Annotated in this window: 21 protein-coding genes and 2 pseudogenes; 12 read left to right on the top strand and 11 right to left on the bottom strand. The window is 57.5% G+C overall.

Annotated features, from left to right (window positions below; all coding sequences use genetic code 11):
• Together ACWIKB_RS33030 and ACWIKB_RS33025 are read left to right on the top strand one after the other, a co-directional pair.
• The coding region (locus ACWIKB_RS33030) for a hypothetical protein (protein ID WP_475271604.1) at positions 1-222 on the top strand (222 nt) is incomplete at its 5' end.
• 117 nt (positions 223-339) lie between these two features.
• On the top strand, positions 340-516 hold the full coding sequence (locus tag ACWIKB_RS33025; RefSeq protein WP_475271603.1) for a DUF3606 domain-containing protein: 177 nt from the start codon (positions 340-342) through the stop codon (positions 514-516).
• A gap of 68 nt (positions 517-584) precedes the next feature.
• Here the strand turns inward: ACWIKB_RS33025 and ACWIKB_RS33020 are convergent, their stop codons facing one another.
• A complete protein-coding gene (locus ACWIKB_RS33020; RefSeq protein ID WP_475271602.1) occupies positions 585-794 on the bottom strand; it encodes a hypothetical protein in 210 nt (69 codons plus the stop codon).
• A gap of 148 nt (positions 795-942) precedes the next feature.
• Between ACWIKB_RS33020 and ACWIKB_RS33015 the strand changes: the two are divergent.
• Positions 943-1,152, top strand: a pseudogene (locus tag ACWIKB_RS33015) (hypothetical protein).
• A gap of 85 nt (positions 1,153-1,237) precedes the next feature.
• Positions 1,238-1,375 carry a hypothetical protein gene (locus ACWIKB_RS33010; protein WP_475271601.1) on the top strand — a complete coding sequence of 46 codons (138 nt, stop codon included), beginning with the start codon at positions 1,238-1,240 and terminating at the stop codon, positions 1,373-1,375.
• 274 nt (positions 1,376-1,649) lie between these two features.
• Here ACWIKB_RS33010 and ACWIKB_RS33005 read toward each other — a convergent pair whose 3' ends face one another.
• The 3 genes from ACWIKB_RS33005 to ACWIKB_RS32995 form a co-directional block, all read right to left on the bottom strand.
• Positions 1,650-1,940: a hypothetical protein gene (locus ACWIKB_RS33005; protein WP_475271600.1), complete on the bottom strand. Its 291-nt coding sequence runs from the start codon at positions 1,938-1,940 to the stop codon at positions 1,650-1,652.
• Positions 1,941-2,066: 126 nt separating this feature from the next.
• A complete protein-coding gene (locus ACWIKB_RS33000; RefSeq protein WP_475271599.1) occupies positions 2,067-2,579 on the bottom strand; it encodes a lysis system spanin subunit in 513 nt (170 codons plus the stop codon).
• Positions 2,576-3,001 carry a cell wall hydrolase gene (locus ACWIKB_RS32995; protein ID WP_475271598.1) on the bottom strand — a complete coding sequence of 142 codons (426 nt, stop codon included), beginning with the start codon at positions 2,999-3,001 and terminating at the stop codon, positions 2,576-2,578. The genes ACWIKB_RS33000 and ACWIKB_RS32995 overlap by 4 nt, the downstream gene beginning before the upstream one ends.
• A 267-nt stretch (positions 3,002-3,268) precedes the next feature.
• Between ACWIKB_RS32995 and ACWIKB_RS32990 the strand changes: the two are divergent.
• The 8 genes and pseudogenes from ACWIKB_RS32990 to ACWIKB_RS32955 all read left to right on the top strand — a co-directional run.
• Positions 3,269-4,206 (top strand): annotated as a pseudogene (locus tag ACWIKB_RS32990) (tyrosine-type recombinase/integrase); the annotation flags it as partial.
• Between the two features lie 548 nt (positions 4,207-4,754).
• On the top strand, positions 4,755-5,885 hold the full coding sequence (locus ACWIKB_RS32985) for a PAS domain-containing protein (protein WP_475271597.1): 1,131 nt from the start codon (positions 4,755-4,757) through the stop codon (positions 5,883-5,885).
• Positions 5,882-7,318: a sigma-54 interaction domain-containing protein gene (locus ACWIKB_RS32980; RefSeq protein WP_475271596.1), complete on the top strand. Its 1,437-nt coding sequence runs from the start codon at positions 5,882-5,884 to the stop codon at positions 7,316-7,318. The genes ACWIKB_RS32985 and ACWIKB_RS32980 overlap by 4 nt, the downstream gene beginning before the upstream one ends.
• Before the next feature lie 242 nt (positions 7,319-7,560).
• On the top strand, positions 7,561-8,163 hold the full coding sequence (locus tag ACWIKB_RS32975; protein WP_475271595.1) for a dimethylamine monooxygenase subunit DmmA family protein: 603 nt from the start codon (positions 7,561-7,563) through the stop codon (positions 8,161-8,163).
• Complete coding sequence (locus ACWIKB_RS32970) at positions 8,160-9,128, top strand: PDR/VanB family oxidoreductase (RefSeq protein WP_475271594.1); 969 nt, start codon at positions 8,160-8,162, stop codon at positions 9,126-9,128. The genes ACWIKB_RS32975 and ACWIKB_RS32970 overlap by 4 nt, the downstream gene beginning before the upstream one ends.
• 17 nt (positions 9,129-9,145) lie before the next feature.
• Complete coding sequence (locus ACWIKB_RS32965; protein WP_475271593.1) at positions 9,146-10,186, top strand: heme-dependent oxidative N-demethylase family protein; 1,041 nt, start codon at positions 9,146-9,148, stop codon at positions 10,184-10,186.
• Between the two features lie 93 nt (positions 10,187-10,279).
• Positions 10,280-11,812, top strand: a complete 1,533-nt coding sequence (locus ACWIKB_RS32960) for an APC family permease (protein WP_475271592.1) — start codon at positions 10,280-10,282, stop codon at positions 11,810-11,812.
• 54 nt (positions 11,813-11,866) lie between these two features.
• Positions 11,867-13,288 (top strand): gamma-aminobutyraldehyde dehydrogenase, encoded by a 1,422-nt coding sequence (locus ACWIKB_RS32955; protein WP_475271591.1) that lies wholly within the window; start codon positions 11,867-11,869, stop codon positions 13,286-13,288.
• A gap of 208 nt (positions 13,289-13,496) precedes the next feature.
• Here the strand turns inward: ACWIKB_RS32955 and ACWIKB_RS32950 are convergent, their stop codons facing one another.
• The 7 genes from ACWIKB_RS32950 to ACWIKB_RS32920 all read right to left on the bottom strand — a co-directional run bounded on the left by ACWIKB_RS32950 (position 13,497) and on the right by ACWIKB_RS32920 (position 20,295).
• Entirely contained in the window at positions 13,497-13,874 is a 378-nt protein-coding gene (locus ACWIKB_RS32950) for a histidine kinase (RefSeq protein ID WP_475271590.1), read from the bottom strand.
• Positions 13,875-13,919: 45 nt separating this feature from the next.
• Positions 13,920-14,423 carry an outer membrane lipoprotein YfiB gene (gene yfiB, locus ACWIKB_RS32945; RefSeq protein ID WP_475271607.1) on the bottom strand — a complete coding sequence of 168 codons (504 nt, stop codon included), beginning with the start codon at positions 14,421-14,423 and terminating at the stop codon, positions 13,920-13,922.
• 393 nt (positions 14,424-14,816) lie between these two features.
• Positions 14,817-15,506 carry an aquaporin Z gene (gene aqpZ, locus ACWIKB_RS32940; protein WP_475271589.1) on the bottom strand — a complete coding sequence of 230 codons (690 nt, stop codon included), beginning with the start codon at positions 15,504-15,506 and terminating at the stop codon, positions 14,817-14,819.
• A gap of 311 nt (positions 15,507-15,817) precedes the next feature.
• Positions 15,818-17,179, bottom strand: a complete 1,362-nt coding sequence (locus tag ACWIKB_RS32935; protein ID WP_475271606.1) for an MFS transporter — start codon at positions 17,177-17,179, stop codon at positions 15,818-15,820.
• Positions 17,180-17,261: 82 nt separating this feature from the next.
• Complete coding sequence (locus ACWIKB_RS32930) at positions 17,262-17,594, bottom strand: NIPSNAP family protein (protein WP_201188861.1); 333 nt, start codon at positions 17,592-17,594, stop codon at positions 17,262-17,264.
• Positions 17,594-19,339, bottom strand: a complete 1,746-nt coding sequence (locus tag ACWIKB_RS32925) for an FAD-dependent oxidoreductase (protein ID WP_475271588.1) — start codon at positions 19,337-19,339, stop codon at positions 17,594-17,596. Before ACWIKB_RS32925 ends, ACWIKB_RS32930 begins: the two co-directional genes overlap by 1 nt.
• Before the next feature lie 116 nt (positions 19,340-19,455).
• Positions 19,456-20,295, bottom strand: coding sequence for an SDR family NAD(P)-dependent oxidoreductase (locus ACWIKB_RS32920; RefSeq protein WP_475271587.1), 840 nt, complete (start codon positions 20,293-20,295; stop codon positions 19,456-19,458).
• Positions 20,296-20,304: the final 9 nt, after the last annotated feature.

The raw sequence follows: 20,304 nt of genomic DNA, 5'->3' as shown, positions 1-20,304 counted from the left end.
AGGAAACGTGGCGTATGGCAAGGCTATCTGACATGCGAAAACGCTGAGAAAGGAAGAGAAATATCGGACTGGATTGGTGCCAAAGACAGCGCGAAAAAGAGCCAAAAGCGACGTGAACTCACAGCTGGGGGCTGTAGCGACCTAAGCTATTGTTTTAGAACGAAGATGACCACCTTTAAGGGTGGCAAAACATCCACTTTTTTGTGCTTATGCAAACGATAATCCGTGGCTTACAGCGGAGGTTTTGCGCACAACCTCCCCGGCGTCCTGCCGACACGTCCTGATGGCCTATGCTTGATTGGCTTGGACTGCCCCAAGCCAACCAAAAGGAATTTGATGATGACTGATGATCTGCACAACCGTGGCCCGAAAGACAGAGCTCGCGTGAACACATCGGAGGCTTGGGAATTGAAGCACTGGACGAAGGAACTCGGCGTCACCGAGGACCAGCTCAAAGCCGCCGTGAAAGCGGTCGGTCCGATGGTGACTGACGTCCGCAAGAAGCTCGGCAAGTAAAGTAGTGGTGGCCCCGCAGATACTGCGGGGCTCCTTAAATCGAACCGCTGTCCATCTATAGTATTCGGTCACTCGTCAGCGATGGCCCTAGCCACTTTCCCCAAGGCGGCGGCCTGTTTGCCCACGTTATCAATGCACTTGCCTTGTTCAACGCCAGATAGTCTCATGCACTGAAACACATCGCCTTCCAGTTTTTGAGTAGATGAAAGAAGGGAGTAGCCCATCGAAAGCACCCCAAGAGTAAACACCCCATAAATCATGTACAACGCCTTGCCCATGGCCAACCCTCAAATTTGCGATGCTTTGAGGCTACCCCAGAAGACATTCGAAGTGAAGGCCATATAGTGGCCACCGCCCCTCCATCTCAGGCATCCTGCCGATCTTCAAATCCCCTGTTACGCTGGTTTTTTCCACAAAGGAGATCCCATGCCACATTCAGACCTACTCCCTCCCCTGCTGTACAAGATCAACGAGAACCAACTGGCCCTTGAGGCCGCCATCCTGGAGCCGACCAACTGAATCGAAGCCCGCGGTTCAGCCGACGTCGCCGACAACGTCCGCGGAGCGCTGGAGGCCATCGACAAGAACGAGGAGTTCATCAAGCTGACGTTGGCGGTGTTGATGTCACCGGATTGATGGAACTACAGCTCGTCGCATCATCCTCGCCCGCCTACCGCGCCTCGATTACTGTATATCCGAACAGTACCGATAAGGCATAACCGTGGACCCTCTCGAAATCGAAGACACCAGCGACTGGCTTGGATGCCCGACCGAACTGGAAACCATCACCCATTACAAATTGATGCTGGAAAACGAAGTCCAGGAGCTGAATCTGCAACTGCGCAAAGCCCGAAAATAAATCTTCGGTCTGGTGAAAATGTACGACGAAGCATCGGCGCAACGTGACGAAGCAATGAGCCATCTTAGGGAGCGGTCCGGGCAGCTCGCAAAAGTTCGCAAGGAGCTGCACAACCTCGACATAACGGCGGGGGGCTACAAAAGGGAAGCTGACCGGCTTCGCGGGTTATTGGATGGCCTTACCCCTGGGTCGAAAACGGTCATCTCAGCTGATTATTCAGCGCGAGGGTTTAGCCGTGAGCGAACGACTATCTCAGTACTTGTGCGCTCACGAACTACGAGTTGTAGCGATACAGACTGCTTTCCAGTCGCTCCAGTGTTTTCCCATCAATACCACCCAGAGCCCAAACGCCTTTCAGAAAACCGGATGTTCTTTGTTGCCAGCCTGGATCGTTCTTTAGGGCAAGATTCTGAAGGACCGCTATCACAAGCCCGGTATTGCTGGGGCTAGCGCTTAACGCCGATCCAATCAAGAGAAACAACCCTTTTATGGAGATATTTTCATGCAAACCAAAGTCAATAAAAGGTCTTTCAGGCTGGCAAAACAGAGCGTCACTGCTCGACATGTGCATATCCCTGGTTAATTTGGCTGCTAGATTTTTTCAAAACGTACCGAAGCATAGTCGTAGATTGATACCAGCGGATAGTAGGCAATTGCCCCCCTTATCAGAGCAAGTCGGCTAGCTTGCAATCTATCTTTTTGACACTTCCCGCACGTAGGCCTGGCACGCTGCCAGCGCAATCAATCCTTGGTCGCCAGCGTCGGTGATGGCGACAATTCGTTGAGCATGCGCTGGGTCAAGTTGGGCTCTAATGGCTCCATGAACCACGCCGCCGGCTTCGGTACCGGCTGGCACTGAACAGCCATTGGCTGGATCCGCAGCGTCGAGGAGGACTGACAGCCGCAAATCAGAAGTGGCAAGGCGATCACGCAGGCGAGCCTGATTGGTTTGTGCATCCGTCAGTTCCTTGTGGTGGGTTTGGTTGCTGGCCGACAGGCGCTGTTCCAGTGCCAGACGTTTGTCCTGATCGGCGCGCACCTGGTCGGCGGCCGCGTTACTGATGGCTATCAGGTCGTCCTTGTGCAATCCGGCCTGCTTGGCGAGCTGCTCACCGTAGCGCCAGTCCTGAACCTTCCAAGTGCCGCCGGCGGTGGCCAGCACCAGCAACAGGATGCCGACCAACTTCCACGCCGCGGAACTCAAGACACGTCCTTGAAGAAGACGTGACCGCCGAGCTTCAGCGTCTGCGTGGCCTTCGCCGCCCAGGCCGGTGCTTTCTTCATGGCGAACGCGTAGTAGCGCGTGGCGCCGCCGGTGGGATCGGGCACCTTGCCCTCAATCACCTGGTCAGCGGCAATACGGGCCTGGGCCAACTCACGGAATGGGATCGCCTTCGCGCCAGACAGGTACGCGAAGTTCGGGTCGTTCTTGTTCCAGCAGCTGAACTGGCACGGCGCCTGGCACACGCCGGCATAGCCCTCACCCCACCATGATTTGTCCTTTCCATCGTTCACTCGGTTTCGGATAGTCCAAGCCACAGCAATTTGGCCGGCCAGGCTCTCACCACGGGCCTCGCCCCACAGTGTGCGAGCGAGGACGTCGCGGTCTTTTTCGGTAACGGTCATCACTTTTCTCCAGGCAAAAAAATACCCGCTCGATGGCGGGGTTCGTTATTAACCAGTCTTCAAATTTCAAATAGTCGATGCAGTCGACCTGCTGGACGATGTCTCGCTGGTGTAAGGCTCAGGCTGTTCTGGCCAGGTGGGTGCTGTGGGCCAGATCGGCTGGCTGGTCACACGCCCGAGGAACACGCGATACTTCTTCCAGGCCGCCAACTCTGCAATTCGGCCGGGCTTTTCTTCCACCTCTTCTGGCAGCGCATATCCGCCTCGCACATCGAACAGCTGGCCCCGTACATCGGCGACTTGCCGATCACGCACATTGATGACGGCACTCTGGCCCCATTTAAGCGCGATCGGCAAAAACCCATCAAAACGGCAGCCGGCAAGGTGAAGCCGGGCGTTTCGAACAGGACGGTGAACATCGCCCTGCAGCGGATCGTCCGGATATTGAACCTGTGCCACAGGAAGTGGCGGGATGCAGAAAAACGGCCGTGGCTAGAGAGCGTGCCGATGATCTCGATGTTGGAGGAAAAAAGGTCCGCCCGGAAACCCTACCCAATGTCGTGGGAAGAGCAGGCGATCTTGTTTCCCGAGTTACCGGATCACCTGTTGAGGATGGCTCTCTACAAGGTGAACAGCGGTTGCCGGGAACAGGAAGTATGCAAGTTGCGGTGGGATTGGGAGATACGTGTGCCCGAACTGAACACCAGCGTGTTTCTGATACCCGCCGGATTCGGCGGGCAAAGTGAAAAAGCAGGGGTGAAGAACGGCGATGAGCGCTTGGTGGTCCTGAACAAGGTGGCCATGAACATCATCGACAAGCAGCGCGGCCTACACAAGGAGCTGGTCTTCCCATACGGGCAGCCAGATCAGTTTGGAGCCACCGCCATGCACCGAATGAACGATTCGGCCTGGAGGAAAGCCAGGAAGCGCGCGGCGGACAAGTGGGAGAAGCCAACCAGTCGCCAACGCATCCTGGATTTAGGTCATTTCGGATTCACGACTTGAAGCACACCTTTGGCAGAAGGTTGCGTGCTGCAGGCGTGACACTTGAGGACCGAAACATTTTGCTTGGGCATAAAAACGGAAGCATCACGAGCCACTATTCTACCGCAGAGCTTGGGCAACTGATCGACGCGGCGAACAAAGTGTCAGCCACCGATTCGCGAGGACCGGCCCTGACCATCTTGAGGAGGAAGACGGGGTGATCCCCCGCAAAAGTCCCTACGCGTAAAAAAGCCGAACGGCTAAAGTTCGGCTAAGTTACTGATAAATATGGTCGGGACGGAGTGATTCGAACACCCGCCCCCTAGCACCCCATCTCCTTTTTCGTACTTCTTGAAAGCTTCCAAAGTTTTACTCTGGATTTTTCCAAGCCAGTATTTACTTGATCTCCAGCGGCGTTCTGCTCTACGAGAGTCCAGTAACGTCCATCAAGAGCCGACGTTTTTGTGGGGGGACAAGTAGGGGGAGTCCGTTTAATGGCCAAAATTACCATCAAAGAACTAGAGTCGCTGACCGTCAATGATGCCGGCCGGATCCTCCGGGAGATGCCGAGTTAAGGACCTTTACTAAACTGAAACTCAAGGTGCTGCAAAGCTGCGCATTTCGCTGCAATATCACAGCGCTCACTCACTCTCAGGCGCCTAAGCTTCAATGTTTACTCGCCTTTTTGTTGGCATGCGATATGCCCCTGCTGTAATGGCCTGAGTGTTTTCAATCAGGTCCCCATAAGCCAAAGTGAGCCGATCAATCGATGGACACCCTGAATTTACTGGTCAGCAAAGGCCAGCCCCTTTCAAGCACCGTGAGTGCCGACGGGCAGCTCGTCAGTCTGTCTGCCAGCCTGAGCGATCAATTGGGTTATGCGTCAGAGGAACTGCTGAATCAGCCGATTGAACGTATCTACAGTGTCGAGTCAGTACGTGCCTTGCAGTTGCTGTTCGCCAATCCTCCCGCCGACCAGAAAATCCACAGCCTGGAGCTGACCTTGATTCGCCAAAACGGCGGGCTACTGCAAGTGGTCGCCTGCGGACTGCTGGAGTGGCGCTCGATTCAACCGGCGCGCCTGCACTTGCTGAAAATTCCGCTCGGGTCGCTGGGCCATCGGCTACGGGAAATGCACAATGCCAATGAAGTGATGAGCCAGATGCTGCAGAGCGCCAAGGTCGCTTACTGGTGCATCGAGTTCGCCGAAGCGGTGGACATCTACACATCGCCGGATGAAATCGTCCGGCAGGTATTCGAAAACGACTCCCACTGGCGACTCTGCAATCGGGCCATGGCCGAGGTCTATGAGATGCCGTCAGATGTCGATTTCAACCAGCAACCGGTTCGTCTTTACTGGCCTCGCAGCCCGGCCAACGAGGAGTTCGTGCGGCGTCTGATCGAAGCCGATTTCAGCGTCGACTGCGCGCTCTCGGTGGATCGCCGTCACGATGGTTCACCGGCCTACGTCGAGAACGATGTACGCGCGACCATCGTCAACGGGCATCTGCTGCGGATGTGGGGCAGTATTCGCGACGTCAGCCAGGAATTGCGCATGCAGCATGACGCCGAGCAGCGCATCGACGCATTGCGCCGGGTCTTCGATGCGGTGCCGGATGCGGTGCTGGTGATCGACGAACACCTGCAACCACAATGGCGCAACGCGGCCTTCGAAGAGACCTTTGGCATTACCCATGGCACCAGCATCGCTCGGCTGCTACTGGATAACGCCCTACCCGAGCGCACCTGGCACAGCCTGCCGCTGCCCGACTTGAGCGGGCGCGACTTGTACTTCAATGTGCATTGTTCGCGCATCCTGATTCGTGAGGGTATTGCATGGCGGGTGGCGGTTTTTCGCAAAAACCAGGGCGTGCGCCGTGCGCAAGAGTTGCACCCATGAAAGACAAAAACCTGCCACCCACGTTGCAGATGGGCATGCGCTCTTCAGTGAATATTAGCAGCGAGGTTCTCGGCGAGTTGCTGGAAACACCCGCGCTGCACGCTTTGCTCGACAGCTTCAGCGAAGCGCTGATCGTGACAGACGGTGAAGGCAGGGTGCGTTTTCTCAATCTCGCCGCCGAGCGAGTTAATCGGCTGTCGAAACAACAAGCCGTCGGGCTGTCCGACAGTGAGTTTTATCAGAACTCGGCATTGAATTACGACGACTTGCAGGCAGCGCTGAATCGCGGCGGCAACAGCGCCTTGACCCGATCACGGGAGGGCCGGGTTCTTCTCAGCAGCACCCACGCGATTCCAACGGGCGCGTACGAAAAACCGTTCATGATGCTGACCCAGAAAGACTACGACACGAGCACGCCGCAACGCCGGACGTCATTGGTTAACCGGCCGGTAGAGCCGCAGGGTCTGCGCGATCCCCAGGACAATGCCCTGCATCTGTCGCCCCAGCTATCGAGCATCGCCGACACAGGCGTGCGTGCCTTCCGGCGTCGCGCCCGATTGTTGCTTCTGGGCGAGCCCGGCGTCGGCAAGACTGCTATCGCGCGGCATATTCACCGTGCCGCCGGTTGGGGGGATCGTCCGTTTATTCATGTTAACTGCGGTAGCATTCCGGAGAGCCTGTTCGAGTCTGAAATGTTCGGCTACGAGCGCGGAGCCTTTACGGGCGCGTTGCAAGGAGGCAAACAGGGCTATATCGAGGCTGCGTCGGGCGGAACGTTGTTCCTCGACGAGATAGGCGAAATCCCTCTGCACGTCCAGGCCAAGCTGTTGAAATTCCTCGAAGACAGCACCATCCAGTCGGTGGGTTCGCCCCTGAGCAAGACCGTGCAAGTGCAAGTCATTGCGGCCACCAACAAAGACTTGCGTCATCTGGTGAGCATCGGTGAGTTTCGCGCCGACCTCTACTATCGCCTCGCGGTCCTGCCGGTGGAAATTCCGCCGCTGCGTCAGCATCGGGATGACTTGCCGTTTCTCATCGACATCCTGCTGAGCCGCATCAACGGTGATCGCGAACCATCGTTGAGCCTGTCGGCCGCTTGCCGAAAGCGTCTGATGAACTACGACTTCCCTGGCAATATCCGAGAGTTGGTGAATATCTTCGAACGGCTGGCGGTGCTCGCAGACGATGAGGCGCAGGAGCATCATTTACCGGCCGAAATGCTCGAACCAGCCCATCCCCAACCACAGCCGAAACACTCGGTCGCAGGTGACAAGACGGAAGATGACCCCGAGCAAAATCTCAAGCTTCAGGTTCAGCATTTCGAACGCCAAGTCATCCTCAAAGCGGTGCACTTGTGCGGGAGCAAACGCAAGGCGGCGCAGCACCTCGGCATCGACATCGGCACGCTGATCCGCAAACTTCAACGGGACTGACACCCTCTCGACACAGGGATGTGTCCACCCTTTCGCTTTCGCCTATATCGCTGCAAAAACGCCTATCCCCATAGCCATTCCTGCCTGTGTCTTGCGCCACACAAAAATTAAATATTATTAAAAACAGATAGTTACCTATTTGGCACAACCTGTGCTCCTGCTATTTGCGACCCACCTTCGTTGGGCTTTGCATCAGAGCCGGCCCTCATCGGTCGCACCGATAGCCAGGAGAACTAATAAAAATGTTGATCACCGGTATCAAAAGCCGACCGGTCTATGACCAGTTGCAACCGCTGCCAGGAGGTATCCGGCACATCATCGCAGGGCAAGGCAGCGGCGGTAGCGCCATGTTGCGTTTATTGGGCGATATGGCCGGGCTGGACCGACCGATAACGTTGCTGTACTCCCAGGAATCCTTTTCTGGCCAGGACTTTCTGAGCGGGTTGCAGCAGTACCCAAGTCATCAATTACAGGTGTATGCCAATAACCAGGCCTTGATCAACGACTTGAACGACCTGCTCTTCGATGCGCGTATGGGCACCCGGTTGTACCTCGCCGGTTCCGAAAGTTTTCTGGGCCGCGCCATGCAAGTGGCCACTCGTTTCGACCTCAATCGCGATGAAGTGCTGCGCGAGCACTCCGGCACGCTGGTGCGTCGGGTCTGGTGCGTGCACTGCGACACCTACACCGAAAATGTCACCCAACGGGTCTATGACTGCCCCGGTTGCGGACTGACGCTGGTGGTGCGCGACCACTATTCCCGGCGACTCGCAGCGTTTCAGGCGGTCAAGGCTGACGCCGAAGTCCCGGGTGAATTGCCAGAAGCCGAGGAGCTCGATACATGAGCCAAAACAATGGGACATTAAATCTGCGAGTGGCCCGAATCGAATCCGTAACCCCGGAAATCAAGCGCTTTACTCTGGTTTCGCCCACTGGCGCGCATCTGCCGGCGTTCTCCGGCGGCAGCCACGTCGTGGTACTGATTGGCAACGAACAAAAAAAGCTGCGAAATCCTTACTCGTTGCTGAGCTCACCCTACGACACCAGCAGCTACCAGATTGCCGTGCGCCGCGTGGACAGCGGCCGTGGTGGTTCGATATCGCTTCACAACAACGTCGGTGAAGGCGATCTGATTGAGGTCACGCCACCGGTCAATCTGTTCCCACTGATCAAGCAAGCGCGACTGCATGTGTTCATCGCGGGTGGAGTCGGCATCACGCCAGTGATATCCCAACTTGAAGAGCTGCGCCTGAGCAAAGTGCCCTTCGAGTTGCATTACGCAGTCCGCGGCAAAGAACATGCGCAACTCGGCGAGGAATTACGGGCTACCTACGGCAAACAGGTTCATCTGTACCGTAAAGGTGTCGATCCGCGCATGAGCATTGGTCAGGTGCTCGCCGACCGTCCCCTGGGTAGTCACGTCTATGTGTGCGGCCCGGACAGCATGATCGACGCCACGTTGCTCTGCGCCCGAGAACTTGGCTGGACCGACAGCCACGTGCACTTCGAACGCTTCCTTGAACAAAGCAGCGGCGGCGAAGCCTTCAGTTTCACCCTCGGACGCAGCGGCACCACTATCGAAGTTTCTCCGGACCAAACCATGCTCGAAGCCGTGGAAGCCGCCGGCTACACGATGCCCTACCTGTGTCGCGGCGGCGCCTGCGGTCATTGTGAAACAGAAGTCATCGAACTCGACGGCGAGCTTCTGCATAGCGATGACTGGCTGTCCGACGAAGACAAAACCAGCCGCAAAAAAATCATGCCCTGCGTATCCCGCGCCAAGTGCAATCGCCTGGTCATCGACCTCTGATCGACGGAGACATAACCATGAACATTCAATTCAATTCCGACGAAACCTATCGCGACGACTACACCTTCTCCAACAGGCCCGAAACCATCGCACGAGCCCCCTTCCCGTTTCCTGACGACAACTACATGTACTCAATGAACCTTGAGCCGCATGTCTCGGTGGGCGACGGTGCATTTCGCGCGGCCTTCGATATCGACGAGCACTACATCAGCGAATGCCGGGACCGCGCGATCACCCTGGAGAAAGATCCGGGCATGCACTACGTCTCGGCACCGCACATGATGGAAGCGCAATGGGACCTGCTTGAATTGATCATGGAGTCCTATGCCCGGGACTACCCGCAATACTTCAGCCTGGCGCGTGAAGGTCGACAATGGCACTGGACTAACCGCCTGCTGGACATCGACGACCACTTTACCTTCGGCGATCCGGCCACCCTGCCCTACGAGCCGATGGAATACGTGACCCGTCAGGCCCAGGGTGATTGGGTGCTGCAAGAAGAACGCGACGGCACGCTGTACTGGGGGGCCGGGATCGCTACCCAGCGCGCCGATTATTCCCTGCGTTTCAACCTCGGCATGAGTTGGGAAGAGTTTCATGGGCCGGTGCCGCTGGTGAAGGAAATCGGCATGCTCGACCGCGCACTGAAATTTCTGTTGCGCCTGCGCACCGGTCACCCGGTACGTCGTTTGAACTGGTCGCTGACCGTCAACCCGCGCCTTGAAGTCTCGGCCGAAAGCCTGCCGGAATGGGCACCGGATAGAACCATCGTGACAGAGGAAAATGCCGGCAAGCTGGTTTATCTGCGCATCGAGTTGCAGCCATTGCATCGCCTGCCGCGCAGCAACGCCATTGTTTTCCCGATCCGCACCTACCTGCTCAGTCTCGAAGACATTGCCACCAACCCGGCCTGGGCTCGTCGCATGCATCGAGTCCTGCGGGATCTTGACCAGCAACTGGTCGATTACAAAGGCTTCAGCCGTTATCGCGATGCTGCCGTGAAATGGCTCTCGCGGTACGACGACGGCCATGACAGCGAGCCAGAAAAACAGGTTTGAGCCTGGGTATCCATTAAGACAAGAAGCTCGAAACGAGCTCTGGTGGGGCCACCCGCCACTGCAATTCATTGCCATCGATAATGAGGAAATAAAATGAGTGGCTCATCAAGCACGCGTGCAAGTGTCAGCGCCGATCAGGACGCGGAACAACTCCGCGCCCTAGGCTACAGTTCGGATTTCAATCGCAGCATGAGTCTGTGGGAGAACTTTTCCCTCGGCTTCACCTACCTGTCGCCGGTGGTCGGCGTCTACACCTTGTTCGGTTTGTGTCTGGCCGCTGGCGGCCCACCGATGTTCTGGTCTTATTTGTTGATCGGTGCAGGGCAACTATTGGTATGCCTGATCTTTGGTGAAATCGTTTCACAGTTCCCGATCTCCGGCGGCGTTTATCCCTGGGCGCGCCGCCTGGTAGGCAAGCGTTGGGCGTGGATGGTCGGTTGGGTGTATGCGTGGGCCTTGTGCGCCACCATCGCAGGGGTCGCGGTAGGCGCTGGGCCGTATCTGGCAATCCTGATGGGCTTCCACCCCGGCCCCGAAGCCAATACCTACATTGCGCTGGCGATTATCCTGCTCTCTACCGGGCTGAATCTGGTGGGCACGAAATTGCTGGCACGCGTGGCGATGTTCGGCTTTCTCTGTGAGTTGGTTGGAGCGATTCTGGTCGGCGGTTACCTGTTGGTTTTCGAGCGCCATCAACCGTTCAGCGTGCTGTTCGACACCTTCAATATCCAAGTCAATGGCTCGTACTTGCCAGCGTTTCTTGCCGCATCCCTGGCAGGGCTGTTTCAGTATTACGGTTTCGAGGCCTGCGGTGATGTTGCCGAAGAAACCCCAAACCCGGGCAAGCGCATCCCCAAGGCCATGCGTATGACCATTTACATTGGCGGCGCAGCAGCGATGTTTGCCTGCCTGGCATTGATCCTGTCGGTGCCGGACATGGCCAAGGTCCTGGCCGGTGAAGACACCGACCCGGTCGCTACCATCCTTGCCAACGCTTTCGGCCCGCTCGGTTCTCGCTTGGTGATGGCAGTGGTGATGGTGTCTTTCATTTCCTGCGTCCTGAGCCTGCAAGCCGCGGCCAGCCGGTTACTGTTCGCCTACGCCAGGGACGAAATGATTGTCGGCAGTTCGCTGCTCAAGCGCCTCTCGTCCAACCATGTGCCATCGTTTGCACTGCTGGTCAGCGGCCTGGTGCCAGCCGCCATTGTCTGCCTGGGGATGTTCATGGCGGATGCCGTGGCGACCATCGTTGGCTTTGCAGCGATTGGTATCTACGTCGCGTTCCAGTTGATCGTCATTGCTGCCTTGATCGCTCGCGCCAAGGGCTGGCGTCCAAACGGTCAATTCACTCTCGGTGCGTGGGGCCTATGGGTGAACCTGGTCGCATTGATCTATGGCCTGTGCGCCATCGTCAACATGGTTTGGCCGCGTTCACCGGATGCCCCTTGGTACGTCAACTACGCAATGATTCTGACCACCCTGGTGGTAATGGGTGCCGGCGTTGTTTACATGCTACTGGGCAAACCCTACGACAAAGGTACGGCGCCGGCTGGCGATGCCTGGAAGTTCTCCAAGCCGCTTGCCAAAGTCGCTGATCTTTCTGGTGTATCGACACAACAACGCTGACCAAGAGCCAAGGGAGGCTCACTCCCTTGGCCTATAAAAAACTGAGGAGCAGCCATGCAAACCAAACTCTTGATCAACGGCCAACTGATCGATGGCGAAGGCCCCGCCCAACCGGTGTTCAACCCGGCCCTCGGCCGCGTACTGGTCGAAATCAACGAAGCCAGCGAAGCCCAGGTCGATGCGGCGGTACGCGCTGCTGACAACGCTTTCGAAGGCTGGTCGCAAACCCCGCCGAAAGACCGCTCGCTGCTGCTCAAACTCGCCGACGCCATCCAAGCCCATGGCGAAGAGCTGGCCAAACTGGAGTCGGACAACTGCGGCAAACCCTACAGCGCCGCGCTGAACGACGAGATCCCGGCGATTGCCGACGTGTTCCGTTTCTTCGCCGGCGCCAGCCGCTGCATGAGCGGTTCGGCCGGCGGTGAATACCTGGCCGGCCACACCTCGATGATCCGCCGCGATCCGGTCGGCGTCATCGCCTCCATCGCGCCGTGGAACTACCCGCTGATGATGGTCGCCTGGAAAATCGCCCCGGCCCTCGCCGCCGGTAATACCGTGGTGCTCAAACCGTCGGAACAAACCCCGCTGACCGCGTTGCGTCTGGCGCAACTGGCGTCGAAAATCTTCCCGGCCGGCGTGCTCAACCTAGTGTTCGGTCGTGGTCCTACCGTTGGTAGTCCGCTGGTCACCCACCCGAAAGTCCGGATGGTCTCGCTGACCGGTTCCATCGCCACCGGCGCGAACATCATTTCCAGCACCGCCGACAGCGTCAAACGCATGCACATGGAACTGGGCGGCAAAGCCCCGGTGATCATCTTTGACGACGCCGATATCGACGCCGCGGTGGAAGGCATTCGTACGTTTGGTTTCTACAACGCCGGACAAGACTGCACCGCCGCTTGCCGCATCTACGCGCAAAAAGGCATCTACGAAAAATTCGTCGAGAAGCTTGGCACGGCGGTCAGCAGCATCAAGTATGGTTTGCAGGATGACCCGGCGACCGAGTTGGGGCCGCTGATCACCGCGCAACATCGCGACCGCGTGGCCGGGTTTGTCGAGCGTGCCGTGGCGCAGCCGCACATTCGTTTGGTCACGGGCGGCAAGGCGGTGGAAGGCAATGGTTTCTTCTTCGAACCGACCGTGTTGGCCGATGCGCAGCAGGGCGATGAAATCGTCCGTCGCGAAGTATTTGGGCCTGTGGTGTCAGTGACCAAGTTCACCGATGAAGCGCAGGTGCTGGGGTGGGCCAACGATTCGGACTACGGCCTGGCGTCGTCGGTCTGGACCTCGGATATCGGTCGTGCGCATCGCCTGTCAGCGCGTTTGCAGTACGGCTGCACGTGGGTGAATACGCACTTCATGCTGGTCAGCGAAATGCCCCATGGCGGGCAGAAATTGTCCGGTTACGGGAAGGACATGTCCATGTACGGGCTCGAGGACTACACCACCGTTCGGCATGTGATGTTCAAGCACTAAAATCTTAAAAGCTTCGCGAACAAGCCCGCTCCCACATTCGACCGCATTCCCCTGTGGGAGCGGGCTTGCTCGCGAAGGCGTCACCGCAATTTATGGAGTTCTGCCTGAAACCGCCGGCGTTATCACGTACTTATTATGGCCAGGGGTTTGTTTTGGCTGGCCGACTTAATTGTGGATGGTGTGGAAAAGGAGTTGACGACTGAGCCTACTACCGCTGTTTGTCATGAAGTTTTCGTACGCTGGCCTTATCGATGTATTTCATTACTTGCCGGATAGACTCTCGATCCGGCGGGCAGGACAGCGAAAAGCTCAGCGATGAAACCGGAGAGTTACCGACGGGTGACAACTGTAAGTCGACGCTCTGATACACAAGCAAGTTCTTGATATCCGGACAACCACGCACCATTTGCTCCAGCACCAGTCCGGCACTGCTAAGCACAGCCTCATTAATAACAAGCAGGTCAAAACCACTTAACGTGTTATCGAGAACCACTAGTAATTCGCGCAAGGTCAGCGCGGTGGGGATGGTCGAGGAAATCAGCTTCCCGATGATGCCGTCCCTCACCTTATCGCTCGAAGAGCCCAACTAAGGATCGTTGACTGAGGACAGTCGGAAGATGGTATTTGCCGATTAGTCAGCGATAACCACGATCGACACCCGACGGTTTTCTGTACGGCCTGCGGGGGTGTCGTTGGAGGCAACGGGCTTACTGCTGCCGAGACCGCGCAGTTGGATATTTTGTTCTGTCATCCCGACTGCGACCAGGACTTTACTGACGCTTTTCGCGCGATGTAGGGATAGTTGTTCGTTGTAGGACTCTTTACCCAAGGTGTCGGTGTGGCCATCGACTCGCACCCGCTCGATCCCGCCCCCCAACAGAGCCTTGCCGATGCGCTGTACAATTTCGGTGCTCTGCGGATTGAGGCTTTCGATATCGCTACCAAACAGGACTTTGCCGGACAGGCCGAACGTCCAGCCCTCGTTGGTCAACTCGAAACCTTGTTGTTTGAGTACAACGATCTGCGCCGGAGTCAGGCCTTTTTGCGGTGCCGTCTGGCATCCGGTCAATGCCAATAACGCCATCACCAAGGTGATGTTGAAAAATCGCAAAAAGCGCTGAGTGATTGAGAACACAGAAATTAGCTCCTGACTTGAACGTTGGAGACAGGGGACTTTGACCCTGCCGTTCGCTTTGCGCCTCGGGATAGGCGCTTGGGCATTGCGCAGCGCACGCATGCATCACCTTCGAAAAATGCGCTATTCGGAATTTTCGGCATGCTGCCGCTGTCAAACTCGGCGACGATTTTCGGATTCGGAAAGCGAGCTCTGTCCTTGGCGCGAATACCGCGATGCCCCATGCGCGTTCGATGAGGGTTGCCACCACAAGGTCAATATTTTTCAACTCCGCCAGAGACGTCGCGACCTGAAGAGGCTCAAGCGTTTTCTACAGAACAAATAGAAAAGGAAAGGCTCGGGCCAGGGCCGCCTCTGGTAACCGCCCTGCCCCCTGTTGACGCAAGGAGATGTTCAGTCGCGCCCGCCGGCAATCAATCGATAAACCAACGCCCCCGCTACCGCCCCGAGAATCGGCGCAAGCCAGAACAGCCAGAGCTGTGACATCGCCCAATCGCCCACATAGAATGCGACCGCCGTACTGCGCGCGGGGTTGACCGAGGTATTGGTCACCGGAATGCTGATCAAGTGAATCAGGGTTAGCGCAAGCCCAATGGTCAGCGGTGCAAATCCAGCGGCGGCGCGTACCGACGTAGCTCCCAAAATGATCAACACGAACACTCCCGTCAACACGACCTCACAGATAAAGGCCGCCCACAACGAATAGCCCCCCGGCGAGTGTTCTCCATAACCATTGGCAGCAAAGCCCGCACCTACATCAAAACCGGCCTTGCCGCTAGCGATCAGAAAAAGTACACCACCGGCAACAAGCCCACCCAATACTTGCGCAAGAATGTAAGGCAACAGTTGGCGCGAGGGCAGCCGCCCACCGACCCAAACACCGATGGAAACTGCCGGATTGAGGTGGGCGCCGGAAATGGGCCCTATGGCATAGGCCATGGTCAACACACTCAAGCCAAACGCCAGGGATACACCGAGATAGCCGATGCCCACTGCCGGCACGCCGGCCGCGAGCACGGCACTGCCGCAGCCCCCCAGCACCAGCCAAAACGTACCGAGAAACTCTGCCCCGTATTGCTTCATTCACAACCCCTCACGACCCTGAGGTCGCAGGATAAAATTCACATTAGAGAAAGGCTGACGCGACGAGCGCCAGGAGTTGAATGACACCTCCGTGTGTCTATGTCGTATCGATCGCAAGGCGCCGATCCTGAGCCTCTTGCGACTACGGCCAGAACCAGGGTTCCTCCGTCTGCGCGTCCTGCGGTGGTATTGCCCCCGTCATCCCTGAACTCAACGGTCGGCAAACTAACAGCCGGTTGTGCCGGTCGGGGACAATTGCGATATTTGTTCAGAATTGCTTGAGGATTCGCCAGAGCGTCTGAAGAGCGACTTCAAAGACCTCGTGCAGAAACAACGTTTCTGTCGGCAAGCACGTCTTTGGCACTGCGCCCCAGCCCATAAATCGCAAGGGCCGCCAGACTGGCGGGTAACACAAGCGCTGAGAATACTTCGGCGAAGGTCCAGCCCCAACTGAGCATCTGCGCGCCGGCAAAAGCGCTGAGGATCGCTCCTATGCGTCCAATACCGCTCATCCAACTGGCACCGGTGGCGCGGGCTTCGGTGGGGTAGAAGTTGGCAGCCAGAGCATTCATGCCGACGCTTGCGCCGTTGAGACAGAACCCCACCATCCAGGCGATCAGGCACAGCAGGAAGAAGTGCTCCGTGGCTTGGCCGATGGTGTAGATCACCCCGCCGCTCAACACGAACACGGTCATCAGCACACGGTATTTGTTCCAGCGATCCATCCCCCAGCCGATACACAGCGCGCCTACCGGCCCACCAATCTGGAACATAGCCGTGACAATGGCGGCGTCCGCAACGCTGTAACCACCCCCCTCCTTCACCAAGGTCGGTAGCCAGCCGCTGAACAGGTAGACCAGGAACAACGCCAGCATATAACCGCTCCACAACATCAGGGTGCCAAAACGGTAGGAGCGCGACATCACGATTTGCGCCCCTGAAACCTGGGTCAGCGATTTGAGAGGCAAGCAGAAGGTCGAATTCGCGTCACTGAGACCTGGTGCAAGTTTTTCCATAATGGCGTGGATACGTGCGCTCGACGCCTGCTTGGCGATCAGAAAGGTCACCGACTCCGGCAGTTTAAAATACAACAACGGCGCTACCATCAGCGGCAAGGCTCCGCCCAGAATCAGCACGCTTTTCCAGCCAAAGGCAGGAATCATCCAGGCTGAAAGAAAACCGCCACCAGCGGCGCCCGCGGAAAACCCGCAAAAGGCCACGGTGATAATGAACGAACGATTACGCTGCGGCGCGTACTCCGAAACCAGGGTACTGGCATTCGGCATTGCCGCACCCAGGCCCAGTCCGGTCATGAAACGCAGTATCACCATGGCGCTGATATCCGGGGAAAAGGCCGTTGCCAGCGTCCACAGACCGAATATAAATACGCTGCTCACCAGCACAATCTTGCGCCCATAACGGTCGGCGAGCGGCCCGGCGACCAGAGCGCCGACGGCCAGGCCAATCAGTGCCGCACTCAAAACCGGGCCCAATTGCTGATGGCTCAGGCCCCAGTCAATTTTCAACTGCGGAGCGATAAAGCCCATGATGGCCACATCGAAGCCATCAAGACCGATGATCAGGAAACCGAGGAACACCACCCACTTCTGAAAGCTGCCGATGGCACGGCTGTTGATCAGCGCGTGAATGTCTATAGGTTGGGTTGTCAGCATGAAAATCACCTCTGTGTTGTAGGGGCGCCCAATCACTGCTCCCGCTTTTTTATTGGGTGAAACGAAGGTGGCCGCGGTTCGCTCAAATATTTTCGAGACTGTTGAACCGCACCGGACGGATAATCCGGGTTTCCTGGGCAACGATCAGATGTGCCGAGGCCTGCAGATAGATCGAGAACCGCGGATCGGTATCACGCGCCAGGCTGCGCCTTTCGAAATCATCAAGACTGTCGTACCCCCACAAGTGCACCACCTGGTTCAGCGGACCGATGCTGCTGGTGTAAAACCCCAGCGGTGGCCCCAAATGCTCAATCAGGATGGGCATCGCCAAGCGATCAAAGACCTCGACGAACTCGGCCATGCAGCGTGGCCGGATGGTGTAAATGCGGTGATCGACAACAGGTTTGAGATTCATCAGGCAATATCCTTGCGAGCGCTGTCGGTTTGCTTTTCAGCAGCCACCTGAGCCAAGTGCAGGCCCGTCAGATAACCGAAGGTCATGATGGGCCCGAGCGTGATCCCGGCGGCGGGATAGTTGCCGCCCATGATGCTCGCCCGATCATTGCCCACCGCGTATAGCCCATCAATCGCACACCCTTGGTCATTGAGCACCTCGCCGCGCACGCTGGTCTTGATGCCATCGAAGGTCCCCAAGTCGCCCATGATCACCTTGAGGGCGTAGTAAGGTCCGTCGCCAATCGGTGCCACACACGGATTCGGCAGGTTCTGCGGATCGGCGAGGTAACGGTTGAAAGTGGTGGTGCCACGGCCGAACTGCCGATCCACACCCTGCCCCGCAGTACGGTTGTAGTCACGTACCGTCTGCTCCAGACCGGCAGCATTGAGACCGGCGTTGTGCGCCAGGTCGGCCAGGGATTTACCGCTTTGCAGGTAACCGTTGCGCAACAATTGACCAAGTGGCATAGGGGCCGGTTTGGCATAACCGAGACCATACTTGGCCATGGTCCGACGGTCGCAGACCAGCCACATGGCGGTTTCGGCCTGATCGGCACAGGCCTCGATCATGGCGGCGCCAACATCATGGTAAGAGTTGGATTCGTTGGTAAAACGTTGCCCATTGCGGGTCACACCAATCACCCCGGGTTTGTAGCGATCAAGTAAATGCGGGAAGGCTGTAAATCCTCCATTGCCCATCGGCACTTTCGACACAGGCATCCAGGCGGCTGCCGCCTTGAGCTTGATTTCCACTGTGCCGCCCAGGGCTTCAGCCATTCGGGCGCCGTCGCCCGTGTTGGTCTGCGGCACCGGCGAGAAATGCTCACCGCCGCGGCGTACGTGGGGATAGGCTTGCTTCAACCGTTGCTGATCATGGGAGAAGCCGCCGCTGGCCAGCACTACACCGTAGCGTGCTTCAAACTGCACCACGCCGTCTTCTGTTCGGGCGACAACCCCATTGACTCGCCCCCCGCTTTTGAGCAGTTGCTGGGCACTGGTTTGAGTAAGAATCGGAATCCCCAGGTCCAGCGCCGACTTCGCCAGCCGAGCTGCCAAGGCATTGCCGCTCGTAACCTGAATCCCGCGCCGGTACAGCAGCAGTTCCTTGGCATGGGTCACCAGACGCTTTGCAACATAGAGGAACGAGGTCAGAGATTTGGTGGCATTGAAGAAATGTTTTAGGTCGGCATTCGACGAATTGAACATCATGCCGATAAAAGTGATGGTTTTGAGCGGCGGCCGCAGGCGCGCCATATCGGCACCCAGTTGGCGGATATCAAAAGGCTTGGCGAGGATCGAGCGGCCGATATCAACGCCTCCGGCGACCTGCGGATGATAGTCCGGGTACAGGGTCGGAATGAACTGAACCTCGGTTTCGCGCTGAAAAAAGTCGATCATTTTCGGCGCGTTATCGAGAAAAGCGTCGACGGCCTCTGCATCGTAGAAATCACCCGTTTCGTTCTTCATGTAGGTCAGTGCGGCTTCCCGGCTGTCCTTGATGCCGTTGGCCCTGGCCAACCCGTTGCCGGGAATCCACAACACACCGCCGGAAAACGCGGTAGTGCCGCCGAAGTACGCGTCCTTTTCGATCACAATGACTTCCAGCCCTTGCTTGCGGGCGGTAATAGCGGTCGCCAGGCCGCCGGCACCGGCGCCGATCACCAGTACATCGCACCGGCAGATCACATCACTTGTTGTCGTCATAGTCAGTCTCACTCGATAGAAGCCAGCCGCACGGAAGCCGTCGTCGACATTGATTGAGCGACGGGCACGGGCATGCTGGGATAGTCGGGATTCGGCCGCTGGCGGCCGAACGGATGTCAGGCCTGATGGCGGGTCACAGGTGACTCAAAACCGGGACGAGGAATCAACGCCATCAACATGCTTTCCAGACCACCATCGACGGTCAACTCCGCAGCGTTGACATAACTTGCCCGCGAGCTGGCAAGGAACAGCACAGCATCGGCGATGTCCGCCGGCTCGCCGATCCTTTGGTTAGCCGTCATCGCCTTGCGCTGCTGCTCGACCTTGGGGTCTTCGTAGAAAGCTGCCGACAAGGGCGTGCGGATCAGTCCCGGGCAGATGGCATTGCTGCGTATGCCCCGTGGGCCCCACTCTGCAGCGATCTGTCGGGAGAGCATCGCAACTCCGGCCTTGGCCGCACTGTAGGCACCGCTGAAGGTTTGCGGGTAATGCGCAGCAATCGAGGCGATATGTACAATGCTGCCGCTTTGCCGGGCCAGCATCATCCGTCCGAACGCCTGGGCACATAAAAGATAACCGGTAAGGTTGACCGACAGCACCTGATTCCAGTTTTCCAGGGACAGCCCTTCGAGCGCTCCGGCCTGCAGCACACTGGCGTTGTTGATCAGTACATCGCAGCGCCCATGAAGCGCCTGTACCTGCTCGGCTGCCTGCTGCACGCTGAGGGGATTGGCGATATCGCAGTACAACACCGAGACATCCGCTTCACTTTTTTGCGCCAGTTCAAGGGCTAATTCGCGGCATTTCTGCTCGTCGCGATCCAGCAACACCACATGGGCATTCTGACGTACCAGCGCGGCGGCAATCTCCGCACCGATACCGCCCGCGGCGCCTGTGATCACGCAGACCATAGAGTCGAGGTTTAGCCAGTTTTTCTGCAGATCATTATTGTTCATTGTTATCTC

The sequence above is a fragment of the Pseudomonas sp. 5Vm1k genome (genome assembly GCF_056161485.1).
Note: the sequence above shows the minus strand (reverse complement) of the source record. Positions and strands in the feature narration are given on the sequence as shown.

Bases quoted from the DNA above. Each gene is read 5' to 3' on its own strand.
- ACWIKB_RS32925 (WP_475271588.1), bottom strand. From the start codon at position 19,339: ATGACGACAACAAGTGATGTGATCTGCCGGTGCGATGTACTGGTGATC.
- ACWIKB_RS32965 (WP_475271593.1), top strand. From the start codon at position 9,146: ATGAACATTCAATTCAATTCCGACGAAACCTATCGCGACGACTACACC.
- ACWIKB_RS33025 (WP_475271603.1), top strand. From the start codon at position 340: ATGACTGATGATCTGCACAACCGTGGCCCGAAAGACAGAGCTCGCGTG.
- ACWIKB_RS32955 (WP_475271591.1), top strand. From the start codon at position 11,867: ATGCAAACCAAACTCTTGATCAACGGCCAACTGATCGATGGCGAAGGC.
- ACWIKB_RS33005 (WP_475271600.1), bottom strand. From the start codon at position 1,940: ATGTCGAGCAGTGACGCTCTGTTTTGCCAGCCTGAAAGACCTTTTATT.
- ACWIKB_RS32930 (WP_201188861.1), bottom strand. From the start codon at position 17,594: ATGAATCTCAAACCTGTTGTCGATCACCGCATTTACACCATCCGGCCA.
- ACWIKB_RS32980 (WP_475271596.1), top strand. From the start codon at position 5,882: ATGAAAGACAAAAACCTGCCACCCACGTTGCAGATGGGCATGCGCTCT.
- ACWIKB_RS32920 (WP_475271587.1), bottom strand. From the start codon at position 20,295: ATGAACAATAATGATCTGCAGAAAAACTGGCTAAACCTCGACTCTATG.
- ACWIKB_RS32935 (WP_475271606.1), bottom strand. From the start codon at position 17,179: ATGCTGACAACCCAACCTATAGACATTCACGCGCTGATCAACAGCCGT.
- ACWIKB_RS32970 (WP_475271594.1), top strand. From the start codon at position 8,160: ATGAGCCAAAACAATGGGACATTAAATCTGCGAGTGGCCCGAATCGAA.
- ACWIKB_RS32975 (WP_475271595.1), top strand. From the start codon at position 7,561: ATGTTGATCACCGGTATCAAAAGCCGACCGGTCTATGACCAGTTGCAA.
- aqpZ (WP_475271589.1), bottom strand. From the start codon at position 15,506: ATGAAGCAATACGGGGCAGAGTTTCTCGGTACGTTTTGGCTGGTGCTG.
- ACWIKB_RS32960 (WP_475271592.1), top strand. From the start codon at position 10,280: ATGAGTGGCTCATCAAGCACGCGTGCAAGTGTCAGCGCCGATCAGGAC.
- ACWIKB_RS33020 (WP_475271602.1), bottom strand. From the start codon at position 794: ATGGGCAAGGCGTTGTACATGATTTATGGGGTGTTTACTCTTGGGGTG.
- ACWIKB_RS32985 (WP_475271597.1), top strand. From the start codon at position 4,755: ATGGACACCCTGAATTTACTGGTCAGCAAAGGCCAGCCCCTTTCAAGC.
- ACWIKB_RS32995 (WP_475271598.1), bottom strand. From the start codon at position 3,001: ATGACCGTTACCGAAAAAGACCGCGACGTCCTCGCTCGCACACTGTGG.